This is a genomic window from Cytophaga sp. FL35 (genome assembly GCF_014349235.1).
Lineage (GTDB): Bacteria > Bacteroidota > Bacteroidia > Flavobacteriales > Flavobacteriaceae > Euzebyella.
This window is the reverse complement of sequence record NZ_JACSOH010000010.1, coordinates 74,156-98,436: the sequence shown is the minus strand read 5'-3', so window position 1 is coordinate 98,436 and position 24,281 is coordinate 74,156. Positions and strand designations below refer to the sequence as shown.

Below are 24,281 nucleotides of genomic sequence, written 5' to 3'. Positions count from 1 at the left end.
CTCACCTCTGCAAGAAAGAATCAAAAAAAACAGGATAATATAAAAATGGCGCCCCAACATGTTTTTATTTCGGATTTCCGATATAACTATTCAATTCTAGTTTAACAAAATCAAAACTATTTCCTTTAAGGGGTTGTAATTGGTCCCATTGATGGGTTTGGTTCCTATCAGGAATTACCTTCTCCGCTATAGATTCATTGGGCAAGCCATTTACAAAACAATTTTTGAGACTACTGTTAATCGTACTAACATCATCTACATTCAATAAATTATAATGAAAGGGCTGTTTTCTTTGTACCCTAACCCCATCCTTAACAAATTGATGATCCACCCAAATTAGTTCTTTATTCTCATCATAGTAGGAAATCAATAATAATGGAATAGTTACCTCTTGAATTCCAGAATTATAGAGTTCCCCATCAATTTGTTGCTCCTCAATATGTAGTGATTGCACTGTTAATCCTTTATAAAGATCTGTATTGGCTACATTGCCCGCACACTGAAGATTAAATTTAGTGGGTTGCTCCTCCAATTCAACCGGCGTAAACTCATCTGGATTAAAAGTGGGAGGTATGGTATCTTTTGTCTGCGACCAGGCAATTCCTTCAAAATTTATTTTGAACGAAGTAGATTCCATAGGCATTAACTTGTGTTTCATGTGATATTTGGCATCGTAATTGGCCAATTCTTTGTTGGCGTCATTATAAAGAGTGGCCTTAATAACCACATCTGCCGGAATATTATCCACATTTTGTATCTCTCCTATAACGGAATATTGACCATTATATTTAACTAATTTTGCAGTCAACACTTCCAAAACTGGTTGTTTAAGCACATCTTCGTGATAAGTCTGTTGGGTAGTTACCCTACGCCTACCATGATTATAAAACTTGGTGTCATTACTGCTAAAAAGTTGATCGGGTGGTATATCCGTATCTAAATAAGATGGCATAATAAACCAATTGCCGTTTCTTTTGACCAAATCATGATAGTAAATTTTCTTTACTCTTTCTAAAGGGGTCACCCAATCCGTGTCCACAATGGCCTTTGCTCCAAATTCTGTTTCTTCGGAAATGGTAATATCCATTGCATCCAGCTTGGCATAAGAACTTAAAATGCCATCTGTTACTGAAACTTCAAGCATATATTGTGCAATGGGAACTTCCCTCTCCTTATCCAAAAAGGAATGAGCGGTTTCAAATTCCTTAAAATCCAGAGCGTTATAATATGCTGTAAGTACATTTTCCGGAGACCTCTGGCTCGCATTGTGAATGTAAAACTTGTACATCCCAAAAGCCAAACAAATCAAGACAATTACAGCCCAAATATGATTGACAACAATCATAAAACCAGGAAAACGATTATATGCCACCCGGTACTTAAAATAATCTGGCAAGGGCAACTTTTTTGATTTTAGGACACGGTACCATAACATCTGTACGTTGATAAAGAAAGCTACCAGAACAGTTAAGATGGGTATAACCCCCCACATTATTTTTGACCACTTTGGCACATCGTCTTTGGGAAGTATGGCCGGCATAGGCGGTACATTTAATTTTTCCCAAACCATAATCCCGTTTTCCAATTGCTGTAGCCGTTGCCAACCACAGAAATACAACAACGGATCATAAAATTTGTCGTTGCTAAAGATGTATTTGAGATTGTATTTTTCGGGTACAGTTAAAAATTGTTGTAAGGAACCAATTCCCTCAACCCCCCTGAACTTAGAGTTTTCCAACCTTTCTATGGCCCTCGTAGTTAATTCGGGCAATCGTCTTGCAGAATGATAATTTCCGTCTACCGTCATTGCCTTCGTCTGTGCGGACAACCAAGCCATTTGATCACCAAAACCTAAAGGTAAGTATCGCCAGCGATCGTGCTGATCTTGATTCAAGAAATTTACGATAGGCAGCATTTTGATTTTTGCCGGTTGCGATGGTCTAAAATACCCCAAACTCATGGTAAAAATGACCATAAAAAGAACACCGCCAGCTATAAAACCACCTAGAATCCTGTGGTAAACAGAACCAAGCCTTCTCTGAATTTTTTCTTTTATATCGCCCTCTACCATTCTAAAAGCAAACTCTCCAAAAATAGGAAGCGCCATAATGGTGGCCCACAAAGTAAACCTATCCAATGTTAGGATATTAAAGGCCGTCTCTCCAAGGAGCATTAAAGGAACAGGCGTTGTTCCCCCTGTTCCCAAAATAGTGAGCATGGTCATTGATAATCCAAAAAACAAATAGCGCTTGCTATAAAACCGATAAAAAAGATAGGGAATGAGAAAAAGTAAGATTCCCCAAGGAATCATAAAAAAGACCAAACCCGAAGAGGTTACTTCCAAAAAATTATCCCTAGAACCATGGGGTATAGGAACTTGGGTGATAGGATTCTTTTTGGAGTTGATCCAATAGGGCAAAATACATGTAACAATAAGAATCAACGAAAAGAACCCAAAACTTACTATTCTCCAAAAAAGCTGTCTAAAGGAACTCCAAAACACTTTGAACCTTAATTCCTTGTAAGAATTAACTTTATCTCTGGATACATCCATAACAACCATTCCTATCAATGGAAATATGAAAAAGACCATTCCAAAAATAGGGGTTACATGATGCGAGGTAACCGTTACAGCAATTAAGGATAGACTTGTAAAAAGATAAACACGCTTTCCTGTCTTAAGCCAGAGGTAAATTTCTGTAAGGGAATGCATTAATATGGATAATGCCGAAATACTAGGAAGTTGTCCAAAAATATGTAGGGTTTCAATAAAAGTAGAGGAAAAAACCGCTAAAATGGCCGTATATCCAGCAACTTTTTTATCACCGGTCATTAAAAGTCCAAACCTATATGCACCGGTTACATACAACAAAATGGCCAATAACCCAACGGTAAAAAGCCCAAATTTTAATCCACCAATATAGGAAAGAATGCCTATTAATTGATGCACCAAAGGTGGATATCCTTGAACCGTAAATCCCGTATACCAGCGATAATCCCAAGGTTCAAACCAACTGTTGGCATAATGGTCAGCAAAAAACAGGTGTATTAAAGCGTCATAGGTATATTCCAGCGTGAAAAATATACTGGACCCATGGAATGCAAGCCCTATAAATAAGGCTACCACCAATAATACGTTTGTTCCCTTCATTAAAAATGCATAATTGTAAGAAATAACAACAATAATTAGATGAAATTATTGTTATACACTTGTAAAATTGACCTTTTCTAGTGATATCGCAAAACAAATGATTCACCGAAAAGAATACGTAGGTCCCAAACTTTTAAATTATGAAAGTACTAGCTATTGATGACCAGCAACTGATATTGATGTCGGTTAAGAAAAGATTGACCGAGATAGGTTATGACGTAGAAGTTGCAGATAATGGAGAAAAAGGCATAGAATTATTCGACTCCTTGGAACCGGACTTGGTATTGGTGGATATAAATATGCCCGGAATGTCAGGTTTGGGGGTAGTACAACACATAAGACAGACCAAAAAATCCCAAACCCCAATTATCATTATGTCCGGCAATACCGATGAAAAGGTTATTGTAGACGGTTTTGATTTGGGAATCGATGATTACATGAAAAAACCCGTGAGTCTGGATGAAATGTCCGCAAGGATTAAACGTATCATTGGAGCTCCTGAGGTTACCCCTAATTCAAAGATTTCAGCAGATACACAAATGTTACAAAAGCATTGTGTGGGAGTGGTTATTCCCTGTTATAATGAGGAAGAAAGACTTTCTGGGGAGGAATTCAAAAAATTTGCCCATCAGAACCTAGGATATCATTTATGCTTCGTGAACGATGGTAGTACTGATAATACCTTAAGTGTTCTACAAGAACTTCAAAAAGAAAATCCTAGTAATATAAGCGTCTACAATTGTGAGAAAAATGGAGGAAAAGCCGAGGCTGTAAGACAAGGCGTCCTTCATATGGTAAAAGATGAACAATTGGATTATATTGGTTATTTGGATGCTGACCTATCTACGGATTTCAGGGATTTTGATGACTTGGTAAAAACCTTGGAGAATTCCAACTTTAAAATAGTTAGTGGAAGCCGTATAAGCAGAATGGGAGCAAATATAACAAAGGAATCTGCCCGAAAAATAATAAGCATGACCATTAATATGATCATCCAAAAAATTTTAGGCATGCCGTTTAAAGATACCCAATGCGGAGCTAAAATTATGGATCGTGAGATAGTCACACATATGTTCCAAAAGAAATTTGTTACCAAATGGTTGTTTGATGTAGAAATATTTATGAGAATGCGCAGGTTCTACGGTAAAGAAGAAGCAAAAAGATTAATCTGTGAGCAGCCATTAAAGCGTTGGATCCACGCAGATGGTTCCAAACTTTCCATGAAAGACTCTGTCAAGATAGTTGGCCAATTAGCACAAATTGCTATCAAGTATCGATAAAACCATAATTTTCGAGAATTCGGGAAGTTAACTTCAAAATACTTTGAAGTTAACTTCCTTTTTTATTCTAGAATTTTAGAGAATTTAAACTTTCATAGAAAATCTATTTTGATGATATTTGCAGGCCAAAAGCAATAATTGCCGTAGCCATTTATTTTCTGCGCACGTGGCGGAATTGGTAGACGCGCCAGCTTGAGGGGCTGGTGACCATTAGGTCGTGGAAGTTCGAGTCTTCTCGTGCGCACAAAAAGCCATCTTTAATGAATCAAAGATGGCTTTTTTCATATCTTTTTTTAACTCATTTCGATAATCCGTTTCTTTTTTTAACTATCTTTTAAGAAATCCTGCAAATTAGAGGGTTGTACATTCAGATTAATTTATAAATTTGTTTAACAATATTTATTAAAAGATGAACAACATAAAGAAACGGTTCAGCATACGAGATCTTGAAAACCTTTCGGGTATAAAAGCACACACCATCAGAATATGGGAAAAAAGATATGAACTTCTATCCCCAGAAAGAACGAGCACCAACATAAGAACCTATTCTTTAAGTAGCCTTCAAAAACTACTGAACATTACCCTGCTTTATAACCACGGCCATAAGATTTCTAAAATTGCAAAAATTCCTGAGCAGAACATACCTGATATGGTGAGGGAAATGGTGGCATCAAACAGCGTAAAAAGTCATAGCATTAACGCCTTTAAGCTATCCATGCTTCACTTTGACCAAGCGCTTTTTATGAAAACCTTTAATGAGTTAAGTAAAGAAAAGAGTTTTCATGAAATATTTAAGGACGTTTTTATTCCACTTTTGAACGAAATGGGTGTTTTATGGCAAACGGATACCATCTCCCCTGCCCATGAACACTTTATTACCAATTTGGTAAAACAAAAAATAGTGGTGAATACCGAGGCTTTTCAAACTTTGGAACCTCAACGAAATGACAAAGTATTCGTTCCTTACCTGCCAGATAACGAAATACATGAGATAGGTCTTCTTTACCTAAATTACGAGATTATTAGAAGAGGTTATAGGTCAATTTATTTAGGGCAGTCCGTACCAATGGATAATTTGAACGAGGTATTAAAATATTTTAACGGTGTACATTTCTTATCCTACTTTACCGTAGTTCCTACCAAAGATTATATAGAAAAATATATTGAGGACTTTCAAGCATTTGCCAGCAAATTTGAAAACCCTAAACTGTGGCTTTTAGGGCATCAGGTTCAATATCTAAAGAACAAACAATTACCAGAATTTGTGAGCACCTTCACCTCAATTGATGAAGTGGTCAATCAACTATAATTTTACAATGTCAAAAAAAATAATCGTCATAGGTTCAGGTTTTTCTTCGCTTTCCGCATCTTGTTATTTGGCAAAGGCCGGTTTTGAAGTTGCTATCTACGAAAAAAATCCTACTGTAGGCGGTAGAGCTAGACAGTTTAAAGAATCTGGATTTACTTTTGACATGGGGCCTAGTTGGTATTGGATGCCAGATATTTTTGATAAATTCTTTTCCGATTTTGACAAAAAAACATCCGATTACTATCATTTGGACAAACTTGATCCTGCTTACAAAATATTCTTTACCGATGAGCAACTGACCATCGGTGATTCTTTGGATAAAATTTGTGTAGAATTTGAACGCATAGAACCGGGAAGTTCTGTTCATCTCAAGAAATTTATCTCAAAAGCGGAAACCAATTATGATATAGCTATTAACAAGGTAGTGCTCAGACCCGGCCTCTCCCCTCTAGAATTGGTTACCCCTGAAACTATCATGCGAGTAGATCAGTTCTTTAAAACGATTAGCGGAGAGGTTAGAAAGAAATTTAAAAACCCAAAATTGGTCTCCACATTGGAGTTTCCAGTGCTGTTTTTAGGAGCTAAACCAAGTCAGACTCCTTCATTTTACAGCTTTATGAATTATGCCGATTTTGGTTTAGGCACTTGGCATCCAAAAGGCGGAATGTATGAAATAATAAGGGCCATGCATAATTTGGCCAAAGAATTGGGTGTGGAAATACATACGGATAGTCCGGTTGAAAAAATTACAACTATCAATGGTGTTACCAACGGTATAGTTATCAACGGAAACCAAATTGTGGCGGATGCCGTTTTAAGTGGAGCAGACTACCATCACTCTGAAAGTCTTTTAGATCCCAAGGAAAGACAGTATTCAGAAGCGTATTGGAAAGACAAGGTATTTGCACCCTCATCCCTACTTTTTTATATCGGTTTTAATAAAAAGCTTAGCAATGTTGAGCATCACAATCTTTTCTTTGATACTGATTTTGAGAAGCATGCAAAAGAGATTTACGATAATCCTTCTTGGCCCCAAGACCCATTATTTTATGCCAACTTTCCTTCCGTAACGGACCAATCAATGGCACCAGAAGGTTGTGAAACAGGTTTCTTTCTTATTCCAATAGCCCCAGGATTAGAAGATAGTGCAGAATTAAGAGACCAGTACTATGATATTGTGATAGACCGTTTTGAAAGAATTACTGGCCAGAGCGTTAAAGGAAATATTCTTTTCAAGAGGTCTTTTTGCGTCAATGATTTTATAGGCGAATATAATTCCTATAAAGGCAATGCCTACGGTATGGCCAACACACTTACACAAACCGCTTTTTTACGCCCTAAACTTATGAGCAGTAAGGTAAAGAACTTATTCTTTACCGGACAACTAACGGTACCCGGCCCAGGGGTCCCGCCCGCTTTGATTTCAGGAAAACTAGTTTCCGATTTAATTATGAAAAACCTAAAGTAAAAAATTATGAAGGCATTATTTGATCAAGTTTCGTACCGTTGTAGCAAGATTGTGACCAAATCCTATAGTACTTCCTTTGGTCTGGCAACTAAAATGTTGGCGCCTTCCATTAGGGCAGATATTTACAACATTTATGGTTTTGTTCGTTTTGCGGACGAAATTGTAGACACCTTTCATGATTATGACAAAGAGGAACTTTTTAATGAGTTTCAAAGGGATTTAGACCGGGCTCTTGAAAATAGAATAAGTTTAAACCCTATCTTAAATTCTTTCCAGCATACCTATCACAAATATCAAATACCTTATCACTTGGTTGCCTCTTTTATGAAAAGTATGCGTACGGACCTCTATAAAAATACTTATTTGACAGAAACCGAATTCAAGGAGTATATTTATGGTTCTGCAGATGTGGTAGGTCTCATGTGCCTTAAAGTATTTGTAAAGGGAAATGATGAAAAGTACCATGAACTAAAGGAAACCGCAATGGCCTTAGGTTCTGCATTTCAGAAGGTAAATTTCTTAAGGGACCTAAAGGCGGATTATGAAGAACTGAACAGAAGTTATTTTCCCAATACTAATTTTAAAGAATTGGACGAAACCACCAAAGAACTTATTGTGGAAGAAATAAAGGCAGATTTCGCCTTAGGCTATTCAGGGATAGTGAAATTGCCCGCAGAGGCTCAATTTGGGGTATATACAGCATATAAGTATTATTCAAGACTTCTTAAAAAATTACAGAATACGCCACCATTGGAAATCAAAAATGTAAGAATACGCGTTCCCAACTATGAAAAATTTGGATTATTGGCACAGTCCTACGTAAACTATAAATTGAATCTGGTATAATATGAAGTTTCTAATTTGGATTCTTATTTTTCTTGGAACTTTTTGCTTTATGGAATTTATGGCATGGTTTACCCATAAATATATCATGCATGGATTTTTATGGAGTTTACATAGAGACCATCACAAAAAGGACCACGATTCTTGGTTTGAACGCAACGACGCTTTTTTTATCTTTTACGCCATTGTAAGTATGGTCTTGTTTTATCTAGGTGCACAAACATCGTTTTGGTATGGCTGGCCTTTAGGATTCGGTATTCTAGCTTATGGTATCGCCTATTTTTTGGTTCATGACATCTTTATCCACCAAAGATTTAAAATGTTTAGAAAAGCCGATCATTGGTATGCCAAGGGAGTTAGGAGAGCACATAAGATGCATCACAAACATATTGGTAAAGAAGATGGAGAATGCTTCGGTATGCTATTTGTTCCTTTCAAGTATTTTAAGAACGCCAAAAGTAGCTGATCAATTAATTACCAATCGCATCTAGGATTTCCTTAATTTTATCATTATACCAATCTTTAGAATCCAGTGACTTCACCAAAATAGAACCTTCCGTGTCAATAATATAGGTTCCAGAAGGCTCTAATATTTCAACCGGTGCAGGCTCTCCAACAATTCTATAGGTAATAGGAAAAGTATATTTGTTCTTTCCTAAAAATTCTTGCACAGGCTCGCGCTCTTCATTGGTAATAATATAGAAATCTACTTTACCCTTATATTTATCGTAAAGTCTTTGTATGTCATCCAATTCAGAGGAACTTGGTAAGTGCCATGATGCCCAAAAATGAATGAATAAAGGTTTCCCTTCCGATATTCTCAGATTAAAATAATCCCAATCTGCGTCCTTTAGTCTCCAATCATATTCTTGCAAGTGGATTCTATCTTCTTGTGATATAATTTCTGGGGAGGGTGCGAAAACTTGCATTAATTTTTTCTTGGACCAATATCCTACAGGGGTTATAAAAAAAGATAGGATGAATACAATCAGTAGAAGCGTAAATACAGTTTTTCTTTTCATGAAATTATCTTAACACTATAATACAAGCGTTTCAAAACTAAAAAACTCCCGTATAAAGCGGGAGTTTTTTCTTTCGATTATTATAACAGCGATTAAGCTGCGTTTTCTCTCTTGATTACATTTAAGGCAGACCCTTCAGTAAACCAACCTATTTGTGCATTGTTATAAGTGTGATTTGCTTTTATGGTGTCTTTACTACCATCAGCATGAACAATCTCTATAGTTAATGGTTTATCTGGTGCAAATGCTGCCAAATCAAGGAAATTGAACGTATCATCCTCTTGAATAAGGTCATAATCGTTTTCATTGGCAAAAGTAAGAGCCAACATACCTTGTTTTTTCAAATTTGTTTCGTGAATACGGGCAAATGATTTCACCAGTACAGCTGCAACACCTAAATGCCTTGGTTGCATGGCCGCATGTTCACGAGAAGATCCTTCGCCATAGTTGTGGTCACCCACTACAATAGTCTTTATACCCTGCTCTTTGTATTCTCTCTGTACATCTGGAACTCCTCCGTATTCTCCTGTCAACTGACTCTTTACAAAATTGGTCTTCTTGTTGAAGGCATTTACGGCACCGATTAAGGTATTATTGGCAATATTATCCAAATGACCACGGAAACGTAACCAAGGACCAGCCATAGAGATATGGTCAGTTGTACATTTACCAAAAGCCTTGATCAACAACTTGGCTCCTTTCATCTGCTCTGGCTCAATAGGAACGAATGGACTTAACAATTGCAATCTTTCCGATTCTGGGGAAACAATGACCTCTACATCAGATCCATCTTCTTTTGGAGCCAAATAACCGGCATCCTCCACCTCAAAGCCTTGAATTGGCAATTCTATCCCCATGGGCTCATCTAGCTTCACTTCCTCTCCATTCTCATTGATAAGGGTATCGTTCATTGGGTCAAAATCCAATTTACCGGAGATAGCAATAGCAGCAACCATTTCTGGTGACCCAACAAACGCATGGGTATTTGGGTTACCATCGGCACGCTTAGAGAAGTTACGGTTAAAGGAGTGTACAATCGTATTTTTCTCATCCCCCTTAAGGTCACTTCTGTCCCATTGACCAATACAAGGTCCACAAGCATTGGTAAACACGGTAGCTCCTAAGTCTTCAAAAATCTGAAGTAATCCGTCCCTTTCAGCTGTAAACCTGATTTGCTCTGACCCAGGATTGATCCCGAAATCGGATTTTGGTTTAATCTTTTTAGTAATGGCTTGTTTTGCAATGGAAGCGGCACGTGTTAAATCTTCGTAGGAAGAGTTGGTACAAGAACCGATCAATCCCCAATCAACATTGATTGGCCATCCATTTTCTTTAGCCTTCACACCCAATTCACCAACAGGAGTAGCCAAATCTGGAGTAAAAGGTCCATTCAAATGAGGCCTTAATTCATCAAGATTTATTTCTATAACTTCATCAAAGTATTCACCAGGATTGGCATATACCTCTTCATCAGCAGTAAGATACTCGCGTACCTTATTAGCTTCATCCGCTACGTCACTTCTATCGGTAGCTCTTAAATAGCGCTCCATAGAATCATCATAACCAAAAGTAGAAGTGGTAGCACCAACCTCGGCACCCATATTACAGATGGTTCCTTTGCCTGTACAGGAAAGGTTCTTGGCACCTTCTCCAAAATACTCAATGATAGCTCCAGTACCTCCTTTTACGGTTAATATACCTGCAACCTTAAGGATAACATCTTTGGCAGAAGTCCACCCAGAGATATTTCCGGTCAATTTAACTCCAATTAATTTAGGGAACTTAAGCTCCCAAGCCATACCGGCCATTACGTCAACTGCATCTGCACCCCCAACACCTATGGCAACCATTCCCAGTCCACCGGCATTTACGGTATGCGAATCCGTTCCGATCATCATTCCCCCTGGAAAAGCATAATTTTCAAGAACAACTTGGTGAATGATACCTGCGCCAGGTTTCCAAAAACCAATTCCATACTTGTTGGAAACTGATTCCAAGAAGTTAAAAACCTCAGCACTTGTGCTATTGGCAGACTGCAAATCTTTTGCAGCACCGCTTTTGGCTTGAATCAAGTGATCACAGTGTACCGTTGTTGGCACTGCCACTTTCTTCTTTCCGGCCTGCATGAACTGCAACAAGGCCATCTGGGCGGTAGCATCTTGGCAAGCAATACGATCTGGAGCAAAATCCACATAGTCCTTACCTCTTTTAAAGGCTGTGGTAGGATTACCATCCCACAGGTGGGAATATAAAATTTTCTCCGAGAGGGTAAGAGGTTTTCCAACTATTTCACGGGCCTTATCAACACGCTCGGCCATGTTGGCGTACACCTCTTTAATCATATCGATATCGAATGCCATTGTCTTTTTACGTTTTAGGTTATTGTAATCCTACAAAATTACTAAAATACAAAGTGTTTTAAAATTTTTTAGAGAAGGTTTATTGTGTTTTTATTGAATTTAAATAACACGATGCATTTTGTTATAAACGCACTATTCAAGTAGTAAGAAATACGATACGTTCAAGTTGGGCAAACGTAGGCTACCGTTAATCCATTAAAGAGCAAAAAAAATGACATACCCAATCCAAAAAAGATAAGGTACAGGTAGTTTTACAACAACTGTTGAATGATTTGTTCTTCGGATATACCTTCGGCCTCTGCCTTGTAGTTCTTAATTATCCTGTGTCTCAAAATACCGGTAGCTACGGCCTGTACATCTTCCGCATCAGGGGAATATTTACCATTGATGGCCGCATGGGCCTTAGCGGCAAGAATTAAGTTTTGAGAAGCCCTTGGACCTGCCCCCCAATCCAGATACTGCCTAACAAAATCTGAAGCCGAATCTAAATTAGGCCTCGTAGAATTTACAAGCTTCACCGCATATTCCACAACAGAATCAGGAACCGGAATTCTTCTTATTAAATGCTGAATATCCAAAATTTCGGCTGAGTTGAACATCGAGTTGACATGGGTGACATCATCTGTAGTTGTAGCTTTTACCACCGCAATTTCTTCCTCAATGGAGGGATATTTAAGCTCGATGGCAAACATAAACCTATCCAATTGAGCTTCCGGCAATGGGTATGTCCCCTCTTGTTCTATAGGGTTTTGAGTGGCCAAAACAAAATAAGGAAGTTCCAACTTATGTTGCTTTCCTGAAATTGTGACCGCCCTTTCCTGCATTGCCTCAAGCAGAGCTGCCTGAGTTTTTGGAGGGGTACGGTTAATTTCATCGGCCAATATGATATTGCCGAATACGGGGCCTTTAATAAACTTAAAATTTCGGTTTTGATCCAAAACCTCACTTCCAAGAATATCACTGGGCATTAAATCTGGGGTAAACTGAATTCTCTTAAAGTCGAGCCCTAAAGTTTTGGCGATGGTATTGACCATTAAGGTCTTTGCCAAACCAGGAACCCCTATCAAGAGCGAATGCCCTCCTGTATAAATACTAAGAAGAATTTGATTGATTACCTCCTCTTGCCCAACTATTACTTTGGCTATTTCCTTTTTAAGTGCTTGGTGTTTATCAACTAGCTGATCGATTGCCGCTACATCTGACATGCAATTAATTTTTTACCCAGTTGTTGGCAAAATCGCATTCGTGATTGGACTCGTTAACGCTAATATAAGTTTCCTCGATATGCTCGTCCATCCACTCTTTTATGGCTTTATATTGCTTTTCTGTCTTTGCCAATTGTTGAATCTTTAGATAATCCTTGGCAAAATCGGCCTCATGCTCATCAAACCTATTGGTTACTTTTAAAATTTTATATTTAGGACCACCTCCGCGTGGATCCTGCTCCAATATGGGGTATGAAATCTCATCATCCTTTAGATTTCTTACTTGATTATACAAGGTTGGATCCATCTTTGTAAGTTCAAAACGAGAATCAAAAGTGGTTGGATTTCTTAATAGTCCCCCATCATATTTAGTCTCTTTCTCGTCTGAAAAATTCAAGGCCGCTTGGGCAAAAGTATATTTTCCTTCCTCTATATGGCTTCTAATGGAATCAAGCTCAGATTTGGCATCATCCAAAGCCTTTTGGGAAATTTCAGGCTGCATTAAAATATGCCTTAAGTCCAGTTCCTGCCCCCTTATCTTTTCTATGTAGATGATATGATAACCAAATTGTGTTTCAAAAGGTTCTGAAATCTCACCTTCCTTAAGACTAAAGGCCACATCCTTAAAGGTCTTATCAAAACCGGTTTCCTTTGTAATACTATAAAATCCACCTTTTGACTTTGACCCGGGATCTTGGGAGTAAAGAATGGCCTTAACGCTAAAACTAGCATCATTATCCTCTACATCTGCCTTGATCGCATTGAGCTTGTCAATAACATTCTGTTTTTCTTTTTCTGTTGGTTTTGGAGATTTAACTATTTGCGCAATTTCCATCTCCGCACCAAACACAGGACGCTCATCTTCGGGTATTTTATTAAAGAACTGTCGCACCTCTTCAGGAGTGATTTCCACTTCTTCAACAATACTACCTTGCATTTTTTCCGAAAGCATTCTAAGTTTATTGATTTCGTTGATATCCTCTCGCAAACTTGCCTCGTCCTCTTTTTTGTAGAATTTCAACAATTTTTCCATGGAGCCTATTTGCTGCACAAAACCTTGAATTTGTCTCTCCGTAGTAGCGGCAACTTCATCATCGGAAACCAAAAGACTATCCTGAACTGCCTGATGGGCATATAACCGGTCTTCCATCAATTTCCCCAACAACCCACAACGGGTAACATCGGCCGTTGAAACACCTTGACTTTTTAAATCGATCAGTGTTTTTTCTATATCGGAGTCCAAAATAACGTAATCACCAACCACTGCGGCAATACCATCTAATTTGACCCTTTTAAAATTTCTAACGGTATCCTTCATTACGGCCACCTCTTCCGTTTCAACTGAAGCCATAGCCTCATCCTGACCATCTTGAACGCTTACATCTTCTTGAGCGTAACCAAAATGGATCACCCCGAACATGAAATAAAATAATCCAAAAAGTTTATTCATCTTCTGCATAAATTTCAAATTCATTCTTTTTTATTGCCTCATCCAGCACCTCTGTTTCCAATTGCCTAAGAAAATCCAATTTTCTCCTGCTCAACAAAACCTGTTTTATTTGAGGCTCAACAAAGGAAAGTGGCGCTGTATCATTAATATCCTTAACATCTACCACTTTGGCCAAATATACCCCGTTATCATCCTCCATCTCAAAAAATTGTGATTTTTTTAGATGTTTATCGGCGTTTTCAAAAGTTAAGGGAGCAATTTCACCAATAACCCTGGGGGCACTCACCCAAATGCTATCATTAAAGTTTAACTTCTTGAATTGCACACCAATAGAATCCAAATAGGTCTGATCTTCAGGTTTAAAGCTCTTCAGTTTATCAATAACTTCATCTTTGTTCAAAAATTGTCTGGGAAGCTCCACAAACCTTATTTGAACCACTTTTTCCTTTAATTTAAAGTTCTCTTTTTCAGACTCATAAAAATTCTCAAGTTGAGATTCCGTGATTAAGGTATCTATTCCTTGGCGCACCAATGCATCCTTATAGGCCCTGGTATATAAATCCGCTCTATAGTCTGCCACCAATGCGTCATATTCCGCCAATTTTTCTTCCGGGAGATTAATTTTGGCCTTATCCAATAACAACTGTTTAGATGCCCAGTTGTTTATATAATTGGTTACGAACGAAGCACTATCTTCTTTAGACATTCCTTCTATCAGGAGTTTTTTGATATCATCTTCAAAAAGATAGTTTTCCCCAACTCTCGCCACAAAGCTAGGCTCCTTCTTTTTAAACAGGGATTCGCATCCTACATTTAAGAACACCACAAACAAAAGGAATGTGCACCATCCCCCTTGTTTTCCCAAGGAATGTAAAAATTTCATCCCGCAAAAATAGCAAAACTGTAATCTCGCACAAAGTCTAATCTATTACTTAACAGATTTTTGGCGTGCGCCCCATTAATTCATTACTTTACAAATATTTTAATCCAACCAATGGAACAACTCATAAAGTTAATTTGGGATTTTCGAGGTCCGGCTGCCAAAAAAACAGCTGAACACCATGAAATACACTTAAAAGAATATATTGACTTAGAAAAAACCAACCTCACTATCACTGGATTCAAAGAGCTAACAGAATTACACAGTATCGCCTTTATGGTGGTAACCAAGTCTGAAATGATTGCCGTAAGAGATGCCCTTAAACCCCATAGAGGAGAAATTTACAACCAACATCCCAAAAATGAATAGACTACTTGCCTTGCTACTTGTTTTCGTTTCCGTCATCTATGGTTGCTCTGAAAGAAAAGTTGTTTTAAATCCCTTGGAAGCTGCGTTAACATCTGACCATCCAAAAATCAAAAGGGTGATGGATAGTGTAGAACAGTACGAAGTACAGATACGTTATACCCAAATAGATCGCAGTACAGAAAAACCAACCTTTAAAGATTATGACTTACAGGTCAATGAAAATAAATACTTCTACCCGGCAAGTACTGTAAAATTTCCGATAGCGGTACTGGCATTGGAAAAACTAAATGCCACGGATTCCATGGGTATGTACACTAAGTATTTTGTTGAAGGAGACACTATTGAATCCAATTTTGCAAAGGACGTCACCCAAATATTCGCTGTAAGTGACAACCTAGCGAATAATCGATTGGTAGAGTTTATGGGAATGGATCATATTAACCAGCAACTGACCAAAAAGGGCATTGAGCCTGTAAGGTTTTCCCATAGGCTGGGCTACCATACAGGTGACCCGAGGACAAAACCATTGATTGTTTTTGAAAATGATAGTACCACTTACCTGATGGAAGGGTCGATTAATACCACCCCAGACCCATTGGACTTATCAGGCATTAAAAAAGGAAAAGGATATTTTGAAGAAGGGCGGCTCATAAATGAAAGTTTTGATTTCTCACTTAAAAACTACTATCCTATTAAGGCACAGCATGAATTTTTAAAACGTGTTGTTTTCCCGGAAGCGTACCCTAAATCAGAACAGTTTGAACTTTCTTCCCGACAACATGAGTACTTGCTAGAATCCATGCACACAGTTCCCAGAAAAGTCGGATACGATGAGGCTACCTATTATGATGGATATTGTAAATTTTTTATGTATGGCGATACCAAGGAGAGAATTCCAGATCACATAAAAATTTATAATAAAGTAGGTTTTGCATATGGAACCTTAACGGACTGCGCTTATATTAAGGACGAAAAAAATAATGTGGAATTCTTGCTAACAGCAACCATACTTGTCAATAATAACGAGGTTTTCAATGATAACCAATATGAATATGATGAAATTGGCATTCCTTTTTTAGCGGAATTAGGAAGACAAATTTATCAGATAGAGCTAGAACGCACTAAATGAATCCTTTCACACTTGCTTAACCAAAAGCCTAATCAATGACGTTTTCGATTTTGTAGAAAGAATTTTAGATTCTATTAAATTTGTACCACTAAAGAGCGCGGCGTGCAAGAACCCAAACAAACAAGAATTAATAAATATTTGAGCGAAGTTGGCTATTGCTCGAGAAGAGCTGCCGACAAACTTATTGATCAAGGCAGGGTAACCATTAATGGAAGCGTACCCGAAATGGGTACTAAAATTACCGATGGAGATGAAGTTAGGGTAGACGGAAAACTTATTTCTGAACCAAAAGATAAGCCTGTGTACATTGTATTCAATAAACCCGTTGGCATTGTGTGCACCACCGATACTAGAGTGGAAAAGGATAATATTATTGACTTTATCAACTACCCAAAAAGAATCTTCCCTATCGGCAGGCTGGACAAACCCAGTGAGGGCCTTATTTTTTTGACCAATGATGGAGATATAGTCAATAAGATTTTAAGAGCCAGAAACCATCATGAAAAAGAGTATTTGGTAACTGTGGATAAACCAATTACGGAAGATTTTTTAAATAAAATGAGAAATGGTGTTCCCATTTTAGACACCGTAACCCGGAAATGCAAAGTAGAGAAAATAGGTGCTTTTGAATTTAAGATTATCCTCACCCAAGGCCTTAATAGACAGATTAGGCGAATGTGCGAATATCTGGATTACCGAGTAACAAGACTAAAAAGGATCAGGATCATGAACGTTTCTTTGGATATTCCCGTAGGAAAATGGCGAGACTTGACTGACCAAGAGCTTAAAGAAATCAATCGCTTGGTATCTGCGTCCTCCAAAACCCACGATTAACATTCTAAGTTTGAATTACTTTTAATTTGCTCCCAACAATACCTTTTTTTTAACAGGGTATCAAGCTAAAAATTAGTAACTTAGAGAGACTCAATTCCTCAAATTACAAAGACATGTTAAGCTCAATAGGTTACATAGCGAGAAATCTCTGGATTAATTTACTGTGCATTGCGATGTTTTCGGTACTCGTTGGCACAGAGTATTCTTTCGCTTTTTTTCAAGAAGAACTCCAAGAAGAAACTAATTTTAAACTCTACAAAGGTGAAGTAGTTGATTCCGACACTAAAAAACCATTAGTTTTTGCATCGCTAATGGTTGAAAAATCCAACATTAGCACCATTACCAATACAGAAGGCGAATTTTCTTTAAAAGTTCCGGAAGATATTACGGATGCCAATATCATAATCTCCTTTTTGGGTTACAAAACCAAGACTATTGCTCTAGGCCAGCTTAAAAATGGTGACAACCGTATCACTATGGATATATCGGTTACAGAACTGCCCGAAATTAATGTGACTATCCCGAAAGACGCTGAAAACCTGGTACGGGAAACCCTAAAAAGAAAAGGGGAAAACTATTTTGAAGATCCAACCTTAATGACTGCGTTTTACCGGGAAACGATTAAAAAGAGAAGACAGAATGTTTCACTTTCAGAAGCAGTCGTAAATATTTACAAAACCCCATATACCAGTCTTAAACAAGATGGAGTAAAGCTCTATAAAGCACGCAAAAGTACGGACTATAACAAATTGGATACGGTAGCACTTAAGCTACAAGGAGGACCTTTTAATGCCCTTTTTGTGGATATTATGAAATATCCAGAGTATATTTTTTCACCGGAGTCCATCGATTATTACGACTTTAAATTTGATCGCTCCACCTTGGTCAACAACAAATTGATCTATGTTATAGACTTTGCTCAAAAACCATACATTCCAGACCCTTTGTACAAGGGAAAACTATATATAGATGCCGATAACAAAATTCTTACCAGCGCAATTTATAGCCTGAATATAACGGACAAAGAAATTGCTTCCAGACTCTTTGTGAAACGAAAACCGGCAAATGCCAAGGTCTGGCCCAATGAAGTGGCTTACCGAGTAGATTATCGAGAAAAAAATGGAAAATGGTATTATGGGTATAGCAATGTCTTATTGGAATTTAAAATAAACTGGGACCGAAGACTTTTCAACTCCGTTTACACCATGACCTGCGAGATGGCAGTAACCGATTGGAAAAAGAACATGGTTGCTGATTATCCAAAATCCCGAGATCGCATTAAGACCTCCATAATACTAAGTGATGAGGCTATAGGCTTTGCTGACCCAGATTTTTGGGGTGAATACAACATCATAGAACCTGAGAAATCCATTGAATCTGCCATTAAAAAAATTCAACGGCAATTGAGAAGAGCCAATTCAAGCGGTGGCGCTTCCGTTCCATAATCCTACTTCAATCCATAAACTAGAACGGCCCTAGTGGCCGTTTTTTTTATTCTTTTTAAATTCACGTTTTAAACCGAAACATATGGCCAGCCGTAGAAAATTCTTGGGTACTGCCTTAACCGGGGCAGGAGCCTTATTAGTACCCAACGTCCTATCCGCCCATAAACCACTTTTTTTAGGACAACAAGAAAGAATACTGCCCAAAGGGTTAAAAAAAGGGGATACAATAGGCTTAGTGGCCCCGGGTTATGCCGTTAAGCCTGAAGTACTCAAAGACGCTATTGAAACACTGGCCAAAATGGGCTTTAAACCGCATTACACCAAAAGGATAATTGGTAACCACGGTTATTTTAGCAATACGGACGAGGAAAGGGCAAAAGACCTCAACGAAATGTTTACAAATCCTGAAATAGATGGTATACTTTGCGCCCGGGGAGGTTATGGTTGCACCCGTATTATGGACATGATTGACTATGACTCCATTCGAAAAAACCCAAAAGTACTGGTTGGCTTCAGTGATATCACGGCACTTTTAAACGGCATTTTTAAGGAAACGGGCCTGGTAACCTTTCATGGACCTGTAGGGAGTACGCTTAACGATGCCTATAGCATAAATCATTTGGAAAATGTTTTGATGCATCCAAAGAAAAACTATGAACTCACTAACGTAAAATTGTCTCAAGAAGAAAGTCTAAATCCAGAATACGAACGTTATACCATTACTTCAGGCAAGGCAAAAGGAAGATTATCTGGAGGTAGCCTAACACTGATCAACGCCTTAATAGGTACGGCTCATGAGATTGATTTTACGGATTCCATTGTCTGCATTGAGGATGTGGAAGAAGCACCATATAGAATAGACCGTATGCTCACTCAATTGATTGAAGGCAAAACATTTAAAAATGCTGCAGCCATAGCAATTGGAGTTTGCGCTGGATGTAATTCTTCCAATAACGAGCTATCATTCTCTTTAAAAGAAGTTCTTGTAGATAGACTAAAACCTTTAGGCATTCCAGTAGCCTACGGTCTGAGTTTTGGCCATGTAGAAAATAATTTTACGTTTCCCATAGGAATTGAAGCGGAAATGGATGCGGACAGGCTATCGCTTACATTGTTGGAAAAGGCGGTTAGTTAATCCAAATAGTGTATTTAAAGAAAAAGGGTCCTTGAAATAGTATTTCAAGGACCCTTTTATCATCAGTTTCATTACCTGAAAGCTAATTAGCGACCTCGCTAATGAATTTAAGACGATAAAGCCTTAACTCTTCATCCTCGTAATCTCCATCAAATTCCTGCATGGCCTCTTCTAAATTATCGCTCTCTGCCTCTAGAAAATAATCATGTATTTCTTCTTGCTGGTCCTCATCAAGTATTTCATCGATCCAGTAATCGATATTAAGCTTGGTACCGCTATAGACAATTAGCTCCATTTCCTTGATCAACTCCGGAATTTCAAGTCCTTTGGCATCCGCAATATCACTAAGAGGCAACTTTCTATCCACATTTTGAATGATATAAAGCTTCAACGCGGAATTAGCCCCTGTACTTTTAACCACCAAATCATCGGGCCTTACCACATCATTTTCCTCAACATAAGCAGAAATAAATTCCACAAAAGGTTTACCGTACTTCTTGGCCTTACCCTCACCTACTCCATTGATATTGGTCAACTCTTTTAGAGAAATAGGATATTTCATGGCCATATCTTCCAAAGAAGGGTCCTGAAATACCACAAACGGCGGTACACCCAACTTTTTACTTTGAGATTTTCGAAGGTCTCGTAGCTGTTTAAGCAAATTATCGTCCGCAACGGCAGCCTTTCCCGCACTTACAATGGCATCATTTCCGGCACTGGTATAGGTGTGGTCTTTGGTCATCATAAAAGAGTCTGGCTTGGCCATGAAATCCTTCCCTTTTTGAGTGACATGGAGAATTCCATATTGCTCAATCTCCTTTTTAACAAGCCCGGCCACAATCATTTGACGTATAAGCGCCATCCAATGCTCCTTCCCTTTATCTGACCCAGAACCAAACACATCCTTGTCGTCAACCTTATGGGAGGTAATCAAGGCATTTACTTTTCCCGTAAGCGTTTTTACTACTTCCTTGGACTTAAATTTTTCATTGGTACCCTCTATAGCCTTTAAAACCTTGACCACATCCTCAGTGGCTTCAACTTTTTCCTTGGGGTTTCGGGCATTATCGTCCATATCGGCACCATCTCCATTTACCTCATCAAACTCTTCCCCAAAATAATGGAGCATAAATTTTCTGCGGCTCATGGATGTTTCGGCATAGGCCACCACTTCTTGTAAAAGGGCGTTACCTATTTCTTGTTCGGCCACCGGTTTGTTAGACATAAATTTTTCCAATTTTTCTATGTCCTTATAAGCGTAGAAGGCTAGACAGTGCCCTTCCCCGTCATCCCTTCCGGCCCTACCGGTTTCCTGATAATAACTTTCAATGCTCTTAGGAATATCATGGTGAATCACAAAACGCACATCTGGCTTGTCTATTCCCATTCCAAAAGCAATTGTCGCCACCACTACATCCACATCCTCCATAAGGAACATATCCTGATATTTGGAACGGGTTTTGGCGTCAAATCCAGCATGGTAGGGAACGGCACTCACCCCGTTGACCTGAAGTACCTGTGCCAACTCTTCCACCTTCTTACGGCTTAAACAGTAAACTATCCCCGATTTACCAGCATTTTTCTTTACAAAGCGGATAATATCGGAATCAATATTGGCTGTTTTTGGACGAACTTCGTAGAATAAATTGGGCCTATTAAAGGAAGCCTTAAAAGTCTTGGCTCCCGTAATGCCCAAATTTTTAATAATATCTTCTTGAACTTTAGGCGTGGCAGTGGCCGTTAGACCAATAACCGGAATGGAATCATCTAACCGATTCACTATATTCCTAAGGTTCCTATATTCCGGCCTAAAATCATGTCCCCATTCCGATATACAATGGGCCTCGTCTACCGCTATAAACGATAGCTTTACACTTTGGAGAAATTCAACATTTTCTTCCTTGGTAAGGGATTCCGGAGCCACATAAAGCAATTTGGTGACCCCGTCTAAAATATCTTGCTTTACCTGTCTTATTTCAGTTTTGGTTAAAGAAGAATTTAAAACATGGGCAATACCGTTTTGGTCTGAAATACCTCTAATGGCATCTACCTGGTTTTTCATCAAGGCGATCAATGGCGATACCACAATGGCCGTTCCTTCTTGCATAAGCGCCGGTAATTGGTAACATAAAGACTTACCACCTCCGGTAGGCATGATGGCAAAAGTGTTATTACCTTCTAAAATACTGGTGACGACGTCTTGCTGAAGCCCTTTGAACTCTGCAAACCCAAAATACTTTTTGAGCGCCGCATGCAATTTGCTATCATTAACAACCGGTCTATCACTCGCCATAAGCTATATTATAATGTTGAATGTTGAAAAACAAGTTAAGAGAATTCATTTTTCTTGTGCGGGGGAATTAAGGTTTGATTTAAATTAATTTTAAAGGAGTGAAACTCCCTTATAGTTAGTTTTGTAATTTTGTAACTTTAAATATAGCACAATCTTTTCTAAACCATTGGCTTTTTGTATAGTTTTAGGAAAAGTGCATGTTTATGCGTTAAAAAGCGCGCAAAGTTAACAACCTTCTAACATTGAATCTACTTTGAGCAATACAAAAGTTATTCTCTCGATTGCTAAAAAAACCATTGAAACGGAGGGGAATGCCATCCTTAATTTAGGCAACCTTTTGAATGAAGATTTTGCAAAATCTGTGGATTGCATCCTTAAATCCAAGGGCAGGGTAATTGTTACCGGTATTGGCAAAAGTGCCATTGTAGCCTCCAAAATTGTTGCCACCTTAAATTCGACAGGGACCCCGGCCATTTTCATGCATGCCGCAGATGCCATTCATGGGGATTTAGGTACCATACAGCAAGATGATGTGGTCATATGCATTTCCAACAGCGGCAACACTGCTGAGATTAAATTATTGGTTCCGTTGCTTAAGCGTGCGAATAATCCATTAATTGCCATGACAGGCAATCAGGAATCGTATTTAGCGTCCGAATCAGATTATACTCTTAACACTTTCATTGAAAAGGAAGCCTGCCCCAATAACTTGGCTCCCACTACTAGCACCACGGCCCAAATGGTCATTGGCGATGCATTGGCAATTTCCCTATTGGAAATTAAAGGATTTACCAGTAAAGATTTCGCCAAGTACCACCCTGGCGGCTCCTTGGGCAAAAAACTCTATTTAACCGTAGCGGATATAGTGGCAAAGAACCAGATTCCGCAAGTACATCTTTCCACAGGTGTAAAAGAAGTAATTGTTGAAATTAGCCAGAAAATGTTGGGGGTCACCGCTGTGACCGAAAATGAACAGTTGGTTGGCATTATTACCGATGGGGATATTAGGCGTATGTTAAATAAGTACGATAACATAAGTGGCTTGATTGCCAAGGACATCATGACTTCAAACCCAAAAACCATATCTACCAAGGTTTTGGCTATTGAAGCTTTGGAAACCATGCAGGAAAATGGCATTTCACAATTATTGGGTGTAGAGGGCAAAAAATACGTGGGAGTTGTACATTTGCACAATTTGATAAATGAAGGCATATTATAATGGCGAAAGTTAATAAGAAGTCTCCCGACGAAATGTCGTTTTTAGACCACCTTGAAGAATTACGTTGGCACCTAATCCGATCCACTATAGCCGTTGTCCTTATCGGAAGCGTCGCATTCCTCGCAAAGAGTTTTATTTTTGATACGGTCATTTTCGGACCATCTAAAATGTCCTTCCCAACTTATAAGTTGTTCTGTGATATTGCCACTTATTTAGGTTTTGATTCTGCCTTTTGTGCCGATAAATTACCCTTTAGTATACAAAGTAGGCAAATGTCCGCTCAGTTTTCCATGCATATTTGGACGTCTATCTGGGCAGGCTTTATTCTTGGTTTTCCATATATACTTTATGAATTATGGAAGTTCATAAGTCCGGGACTTTACGAGAAGGAAAGAAAACATTCAAAAGGATTTATTTTGATAGCCTCACTCCTATTTTTTATGGGTGTGCTTTTTGGGTATTATGTAGTAGCCCCCTTATCCATTAATTTCTTGGGAAGTTATCAGGTAAGTGCCGAAATTCTAAATGAATTTGATATTGACAGCTATATTGGAACGGTACGTTCTGCTGTCATTGCATGCGGTATTCTTTTTGAACTACCCATTATCATTTTCTTTTTGACCAAGGTGGGTTTGATTACCCCGGAAATAATGAAGAAATATCGAAAAATAGCCTTGGTAATCGTGCTAATCCTATCTGCAGTAATTACGCCTCCAGATGTAGCAAGCCAGATTATAGTGGCGGTACCGGTTTTAATACTTTATCAAATAAGTATTTATATTTCCGGATACGTTCTTAAAAAAGATGCCAGAAAAGAACAAAAAGGGTTAAAGAAAACGTAAACACCTCGCTGAGTAAAAAGATTCCCTTTTCTTTGATGTTACTTAGA

General features: G+C 38.4%; 19 protein-coding genes and 1 tRNA gene. 13 read left to right on the top strand and 7 right to left on the bottom strand.

The features are described 5' to 3' along the window. Positions 1–64 precede the first annotated feature (64 nt). On the bottom strand, positions 65–3,151 hold the full coding sequence (locus BIZ36_RS10310; protein ID WP_187457818.1) for a putative glycosyltransferase family protein: 3,087 nt from the start codon (positions 3,149–3,151) through the stop codon (positions 65–67). Positions 3,152–3,291: 140 nt separating this feature from the next. Between BIZ36_RS10310 and BIZ36_RS10305 the strand changes: the two genes are divergently transcribed. From BIZ36_RS10305 to BIZ36_RS10280, 6 genes are all read left to right on the top strand, one after another. Then, positions 3,292–4,431 carry a response regulator gene (locus BIZ36_RS10305; protein ID WP_187457817.1) on the top strand — a complete coding sequence of 380 codons (1,140 nt, stop codon included), beginning with the start codon at positions 3,292–3,294 and terminating at the stop codon, positions 4,429–4,431. A 160-nt stretch (positions 4,432–4,591) separates the two neighbouring features. Further along, positions 4,592–4,675: transfer RNA gene (locus BIZ36_RS10300), tRNA-Leu, on the top strand. 165 nt (positions 4,676–4,840) lie between these two features. Then, the gene (locus tag BIZ36_RS10295) at positions 4,841–5,740 is read left to right on the top strand and encodes a MerR family transcriptional regulator (RefSeq protein WP_187457816.1); all 900 of its coding nucleotides are present in this window, start codon (positions 4,841–4,843) and stop codon (positions 5,738–5,740) included. A gap of 7 nt (positions 5,741–5,747) precedes the next feature. Continuing rightward, a complete protein-coding gene (crtID, locus tag BIZ36_RS10290) occupies positions 5,748–7,208 on the top strand; it encodes a bifunctional phytoene desaturase/3,4-desaturase (protein WP_187457815.1) in 1,461 nt (486 codons plus the stop codon). A 6-nt stretch (positions 7,209–7,214) separates the two neighbouring features. After that, entirely contained in the window at positions 7,215–8,054 is an 840-nt protein-coding gene (locus tag BIZ36_RS10285; RefSeq protein WP_187457814.1) for a phytoene/squalene synthase family protein, read from the top strand. Position 8,055: 1 nt separating this feature from the next. Further along, entirely contained in the window at positions 8,056–8,517 is a 462-nt protein-coding gene (locus tag BIZ36_RS10280) for a sterol desaturase family protein (protein ID WP_187457813.1), read from the top strand. 4 nt (positions 8,518–8,521) lie between these two features. Here BIZ36_RS10280 and BIZ36_RS10275 read toward each other — a convergent pair whose 3' ends face one another. The 5 genes from BIZ36_RS10275 to BIZ36_RS10255 form a co-directional block, all read right to left on the bottom strand. After that, positions 8,522–9,073: a TlpA disulfide reductase family protein gene (locus BIZ36_RS10275; protein WP_187457812.1), complete on the bottom strand. Its 552-nt coding sequence runs from the start codon at positions 9,071–9,073 to the stop codon at positions 8,522–8,524. A 92-nt stretch (positions 9,074–9,165) separates the two neighbouring features. Continuing rightward, a complete protein-coding gene (locus BIZ36_RS10270) occupies positions 9,166–11,433 on the bottom strand; it encodes an aconitate hydratase (protein WP_187457811.1) in 2,268 nt (755 codons plus the stop codon). Between the two features lie 251 nt (positions 11,434–11,684). Next, positions 11,685–12,638 (bottom strand): AAA family ATPase, encoded by a 954-nt coding sequence (locus BIZ36_RS10265; protein ID WP_187457810.1) that lies wholly within the window; start codon positions 12,636–12,638, stop codon positions 11,685–11,687. A gap of 4 nt (positions 12,639–12,642) precedes the next feature. Then, the gene (locus BIZ36_RS10260) at positions 12,643–14,088 is read right to left on the bottom strand and encodes a peptidylprolyl isomerase (protein WP_222937344.1); all 1,446 of its coding nucleotides are present in this window, start codon (positions 14,086–14,088) and stop codon (positions 12,643–12,645) included. Then, positions 14,081–14,971, bottom strand: a complete 891-nt coding sequence (locus BIZ36_RS10255; RefSeq protein ID WP_187457808.1) for a peptidylprolyl isomerase — start codon at positions 14,969–14,971, stop codon at positions 14,081–14,083. The genes BIZ36_RS10260 and BIZ36_RS10255 overlap by 8 nt, the downstream gene beginning before the upstream one ends. Positions 14,972–15,082: 111 nt before the next feature. Here BIZ36_RS10255 and BIZ36_RS10250 point away from each other — a divergent pair, with 111 nt between their 5' ends. The 5 genes from BIZ36_RS10250 to BIZ36_RS10230 all read left to right on the top strand — a co-directional run bounded on the left by BIZ36_RS10250 (position 15,083) and on the right by BIZ36_RS10230 (position 19,880). Beyond that, on the top strand, positions 15,083–15,337 hold the full coding sequence (locus tag BIZ36_RS10250; RefSeq protein WP_187457807.1) for a hypothetical protein: 255 nt from the start codon (positions 15,083–15,085) through the stop codon (positions 15,335–15,337). Then, positions 15,330–16,466, top strand: coding sequence for a serine hydrolase (locus BIZ36_RS10245; RefSeq protein ID WP_187457806.1), 1,137 nt, complete (start codon positions 15,330–15,332; stop codon positions 16,464–16,466). Before BIZ36_RS10250 ends, BIZ36_RS10245 begins: the two co-directional genes overlap by 8 nt. 102 nt (positions 16,467–16,568) lie before the next feature. Further along, entirely contained in the window at positions 16,569–17,300 is a 732-nt protein-coding gene (gene rluF, locus BIZ36_RS10240) for a 23S rRNA pseudouridine(2604) synthase RluF (protein ID WP_187457805.1), read from the top strand. 113 nt (positions 17,301–17,413) lie between these two features. Continuing rightward, positions 17,414–18,745: a carboxypeptidase-like regulatory domain-containing protein gene (locus BIZ36_RS10235; RefSeq protein WP_222937343.1), complete on the top strand. Its 1,332-nt coding sequence runs from the start codon at positions 17,414–17,416 to the stop codon at positions 18,743–18,745. Between the two features lie 82 nt (positions 18,746–18,827). Then, a complete protein-coding gene (locus tag BIZ36_RS10230; RefSeq protein ID WP_187457804.1) occupies positions 18,828–19,880 on the top strand; it encodes a S66 peptidase family protein in 1,053 nt (350 codons plus the stop codon). A gap of 82 nt (positions 19,881–19,962) precedes the next feature. Here BIZ36_RS10230 and recQ read toward each other — a convergent pair whose 3' ends face one another. Continuing rightward, positions 19,963–22,173: a DNA helicase RecQ gene (gene recQ / locus BIZ36_RS10225; protein ID WP_187457803.1), complete on the bottom strand. Its 2,211-nt coding sequence runs from the start codon at positions 22,171–22,173 to the stop codon at positions 19,963–19,965. 253 nt (positions 22,174–22,426) lie between these two features. On the opposite strand from recQ, the gene BIZ36_RS10220 reads away from it, so the two are divergent. After that, positions 22,427–23,392, top strand: coding sequence for a KpsF/GutQ family sugar-phosphate isomerase (locus BIZ36_RS10220; protein ID WP_187457802.1), 966 nt, complete (start codon positions 22,427–22,429; stop codon positions 23,390–23,392). Further along, positions 23,392–24,234, top strand: a complete 843-nt coding sequence (gene tatC / locus BIZ36_RS10215; RefSeq protein ID WP_187457801.1) for a twin-arginine translocase subunit TatC — start codon at positions 23,392–23,394, stop codon at positions 24,232–24,234. The genes BIZ36_RS10220 and tatC overlap by 1 nt, the downstream gene beginning before the upstream one ends. Positions 24,235–24,281: the final 47 nt, after the last annotated feature.

What these genes read in the sequence shown, in the direction of transcription:
- BIZ36_RS10310 (WP_187457818.1), bottom strand. Translation starts at nt 3,151, where the DNA reads ATGAAGGGAACAAACGTATTATTGGTGGTAGCCTTATTTATAGGGCTT.
- BIZ36_RS10305 (WP_187457817.1), top strand. Translation starts at nt 3,292, where the DNA reads ATGAAAGTACTAGCTATTGATGACCAGCAACTGATATTGATGTCGGTT.
- BIZ36_RS10295 (WP_187457816.1), top strand. Translation starts at nt 4,841, where the DNA reads ATGAACAACATAAAGAAACGGTTCAGCATACGAGATCTTGAAAACCTT.
- crtID (WP_187457815.1), top strand. Translation starts at nt 5,748, where the DNA reads ATGTCAAAAAAAATAATCGTCATAGGTTCAGGTTTTTCTTCGCTTTCC.
- BIZ36_RS10285 (WP_187457814.1), top strand. Translation starts at nt 7,215, where the DNA reads ATGAAGGCATTATTTGATCAAGTTTCGTACCGTTGTAGCAAGATTGTG.
- BIZ36_RS10280 (WP_187457813.1), top strand. Translation starts at nt 8,056, where the DNA reads ATGAAGTTTCTAATTTGGATTCTTATTTTTCTTGGAACTTTTTGCTTT.
- BIZ36_RS10275 (WP_187457812.1), bottom strand. Translation starts at nt 9,073, where the DNA reads ATGAAAAGAAAAACTGTATTTACGCTTCTACTGATTGTATTCATCCTA.
- BIZ36_RS10270 (WP_187457811.1), bottom strand. Translation starts at nt 11,433, where the DNA reads ATGGCATTCGATATCGATATGATTAAAGAGGTGTACGCCAACATGGCC.
- BIZ36_RS10265 (WP_187457810.1), bottom strand. Translation starts at nt 12,638, where the DNA reads ATGTCAGATGTAGCGGCAATCGATCAGCTAGTTGATAAACACCAAGCA.
- BIZ36_RS10260 (WP_222937344.1), bottom strand. Translation starts at nt 14,088, where the DNA reads ATGAATAAACTTTTTGGATTATTTTATTTCATGTTCGGGGTGATCCAT.
- BIZ36_RS10255 (WP_187457808.1), bottom strand. Translation starts at nt 14,971, where the DNA reads ATGAAATTTTTACATTCCTTGGGAAAACAAGGGGGATGGTGCACATTC.
- BIZ36_RS10250 (WP_187457807.1), top strand. Translation starts at nt 15,083, where the DNA reads ATGGAACAACTCATAAAGTTAATTTGGGATTTTCGAGGTCCGGCTGCC.
- BIZ36_RS10245 (WP_187457806.1), top strand. Translation starts at nt 15,330, where the DNA reads ATGAATAGACTACTTGCCTTGCTACTTGTTTTCGTTTCCGTCATCTAT.
- BIZ36_RS10235 (WP_222937343.1), top strand. Translation starts at nt 17,414, where the DNA reads ATGTTAAGCTCAATAGGTTACATAGCGAGAAATCTCTGGATTAATTTA.
- BIZ36_RS10230 (WP_187457804.1), top strand. Translation starts at nt 18,828, where the DNA reads ATGGCCAGCCGTAGAAAATTCTTGGGTACTGCCTTAACCGGGGCAGGA.
- recQ (WP_187457803.1), bottom strand. Translation starts at nt 22,173, where the DNA reads ATGGCGAGTGATAGACCGGTTGTTAATGATAGCAAATTGCATGCGGCG.
- tatC (WP_187457801.1), top strand. Translation starts at nt 23,392, where the DNA reads ATGGCGAAAGTTAATAAGAAGTCTCCCGACGAAATGTCGTTTTTAGAC.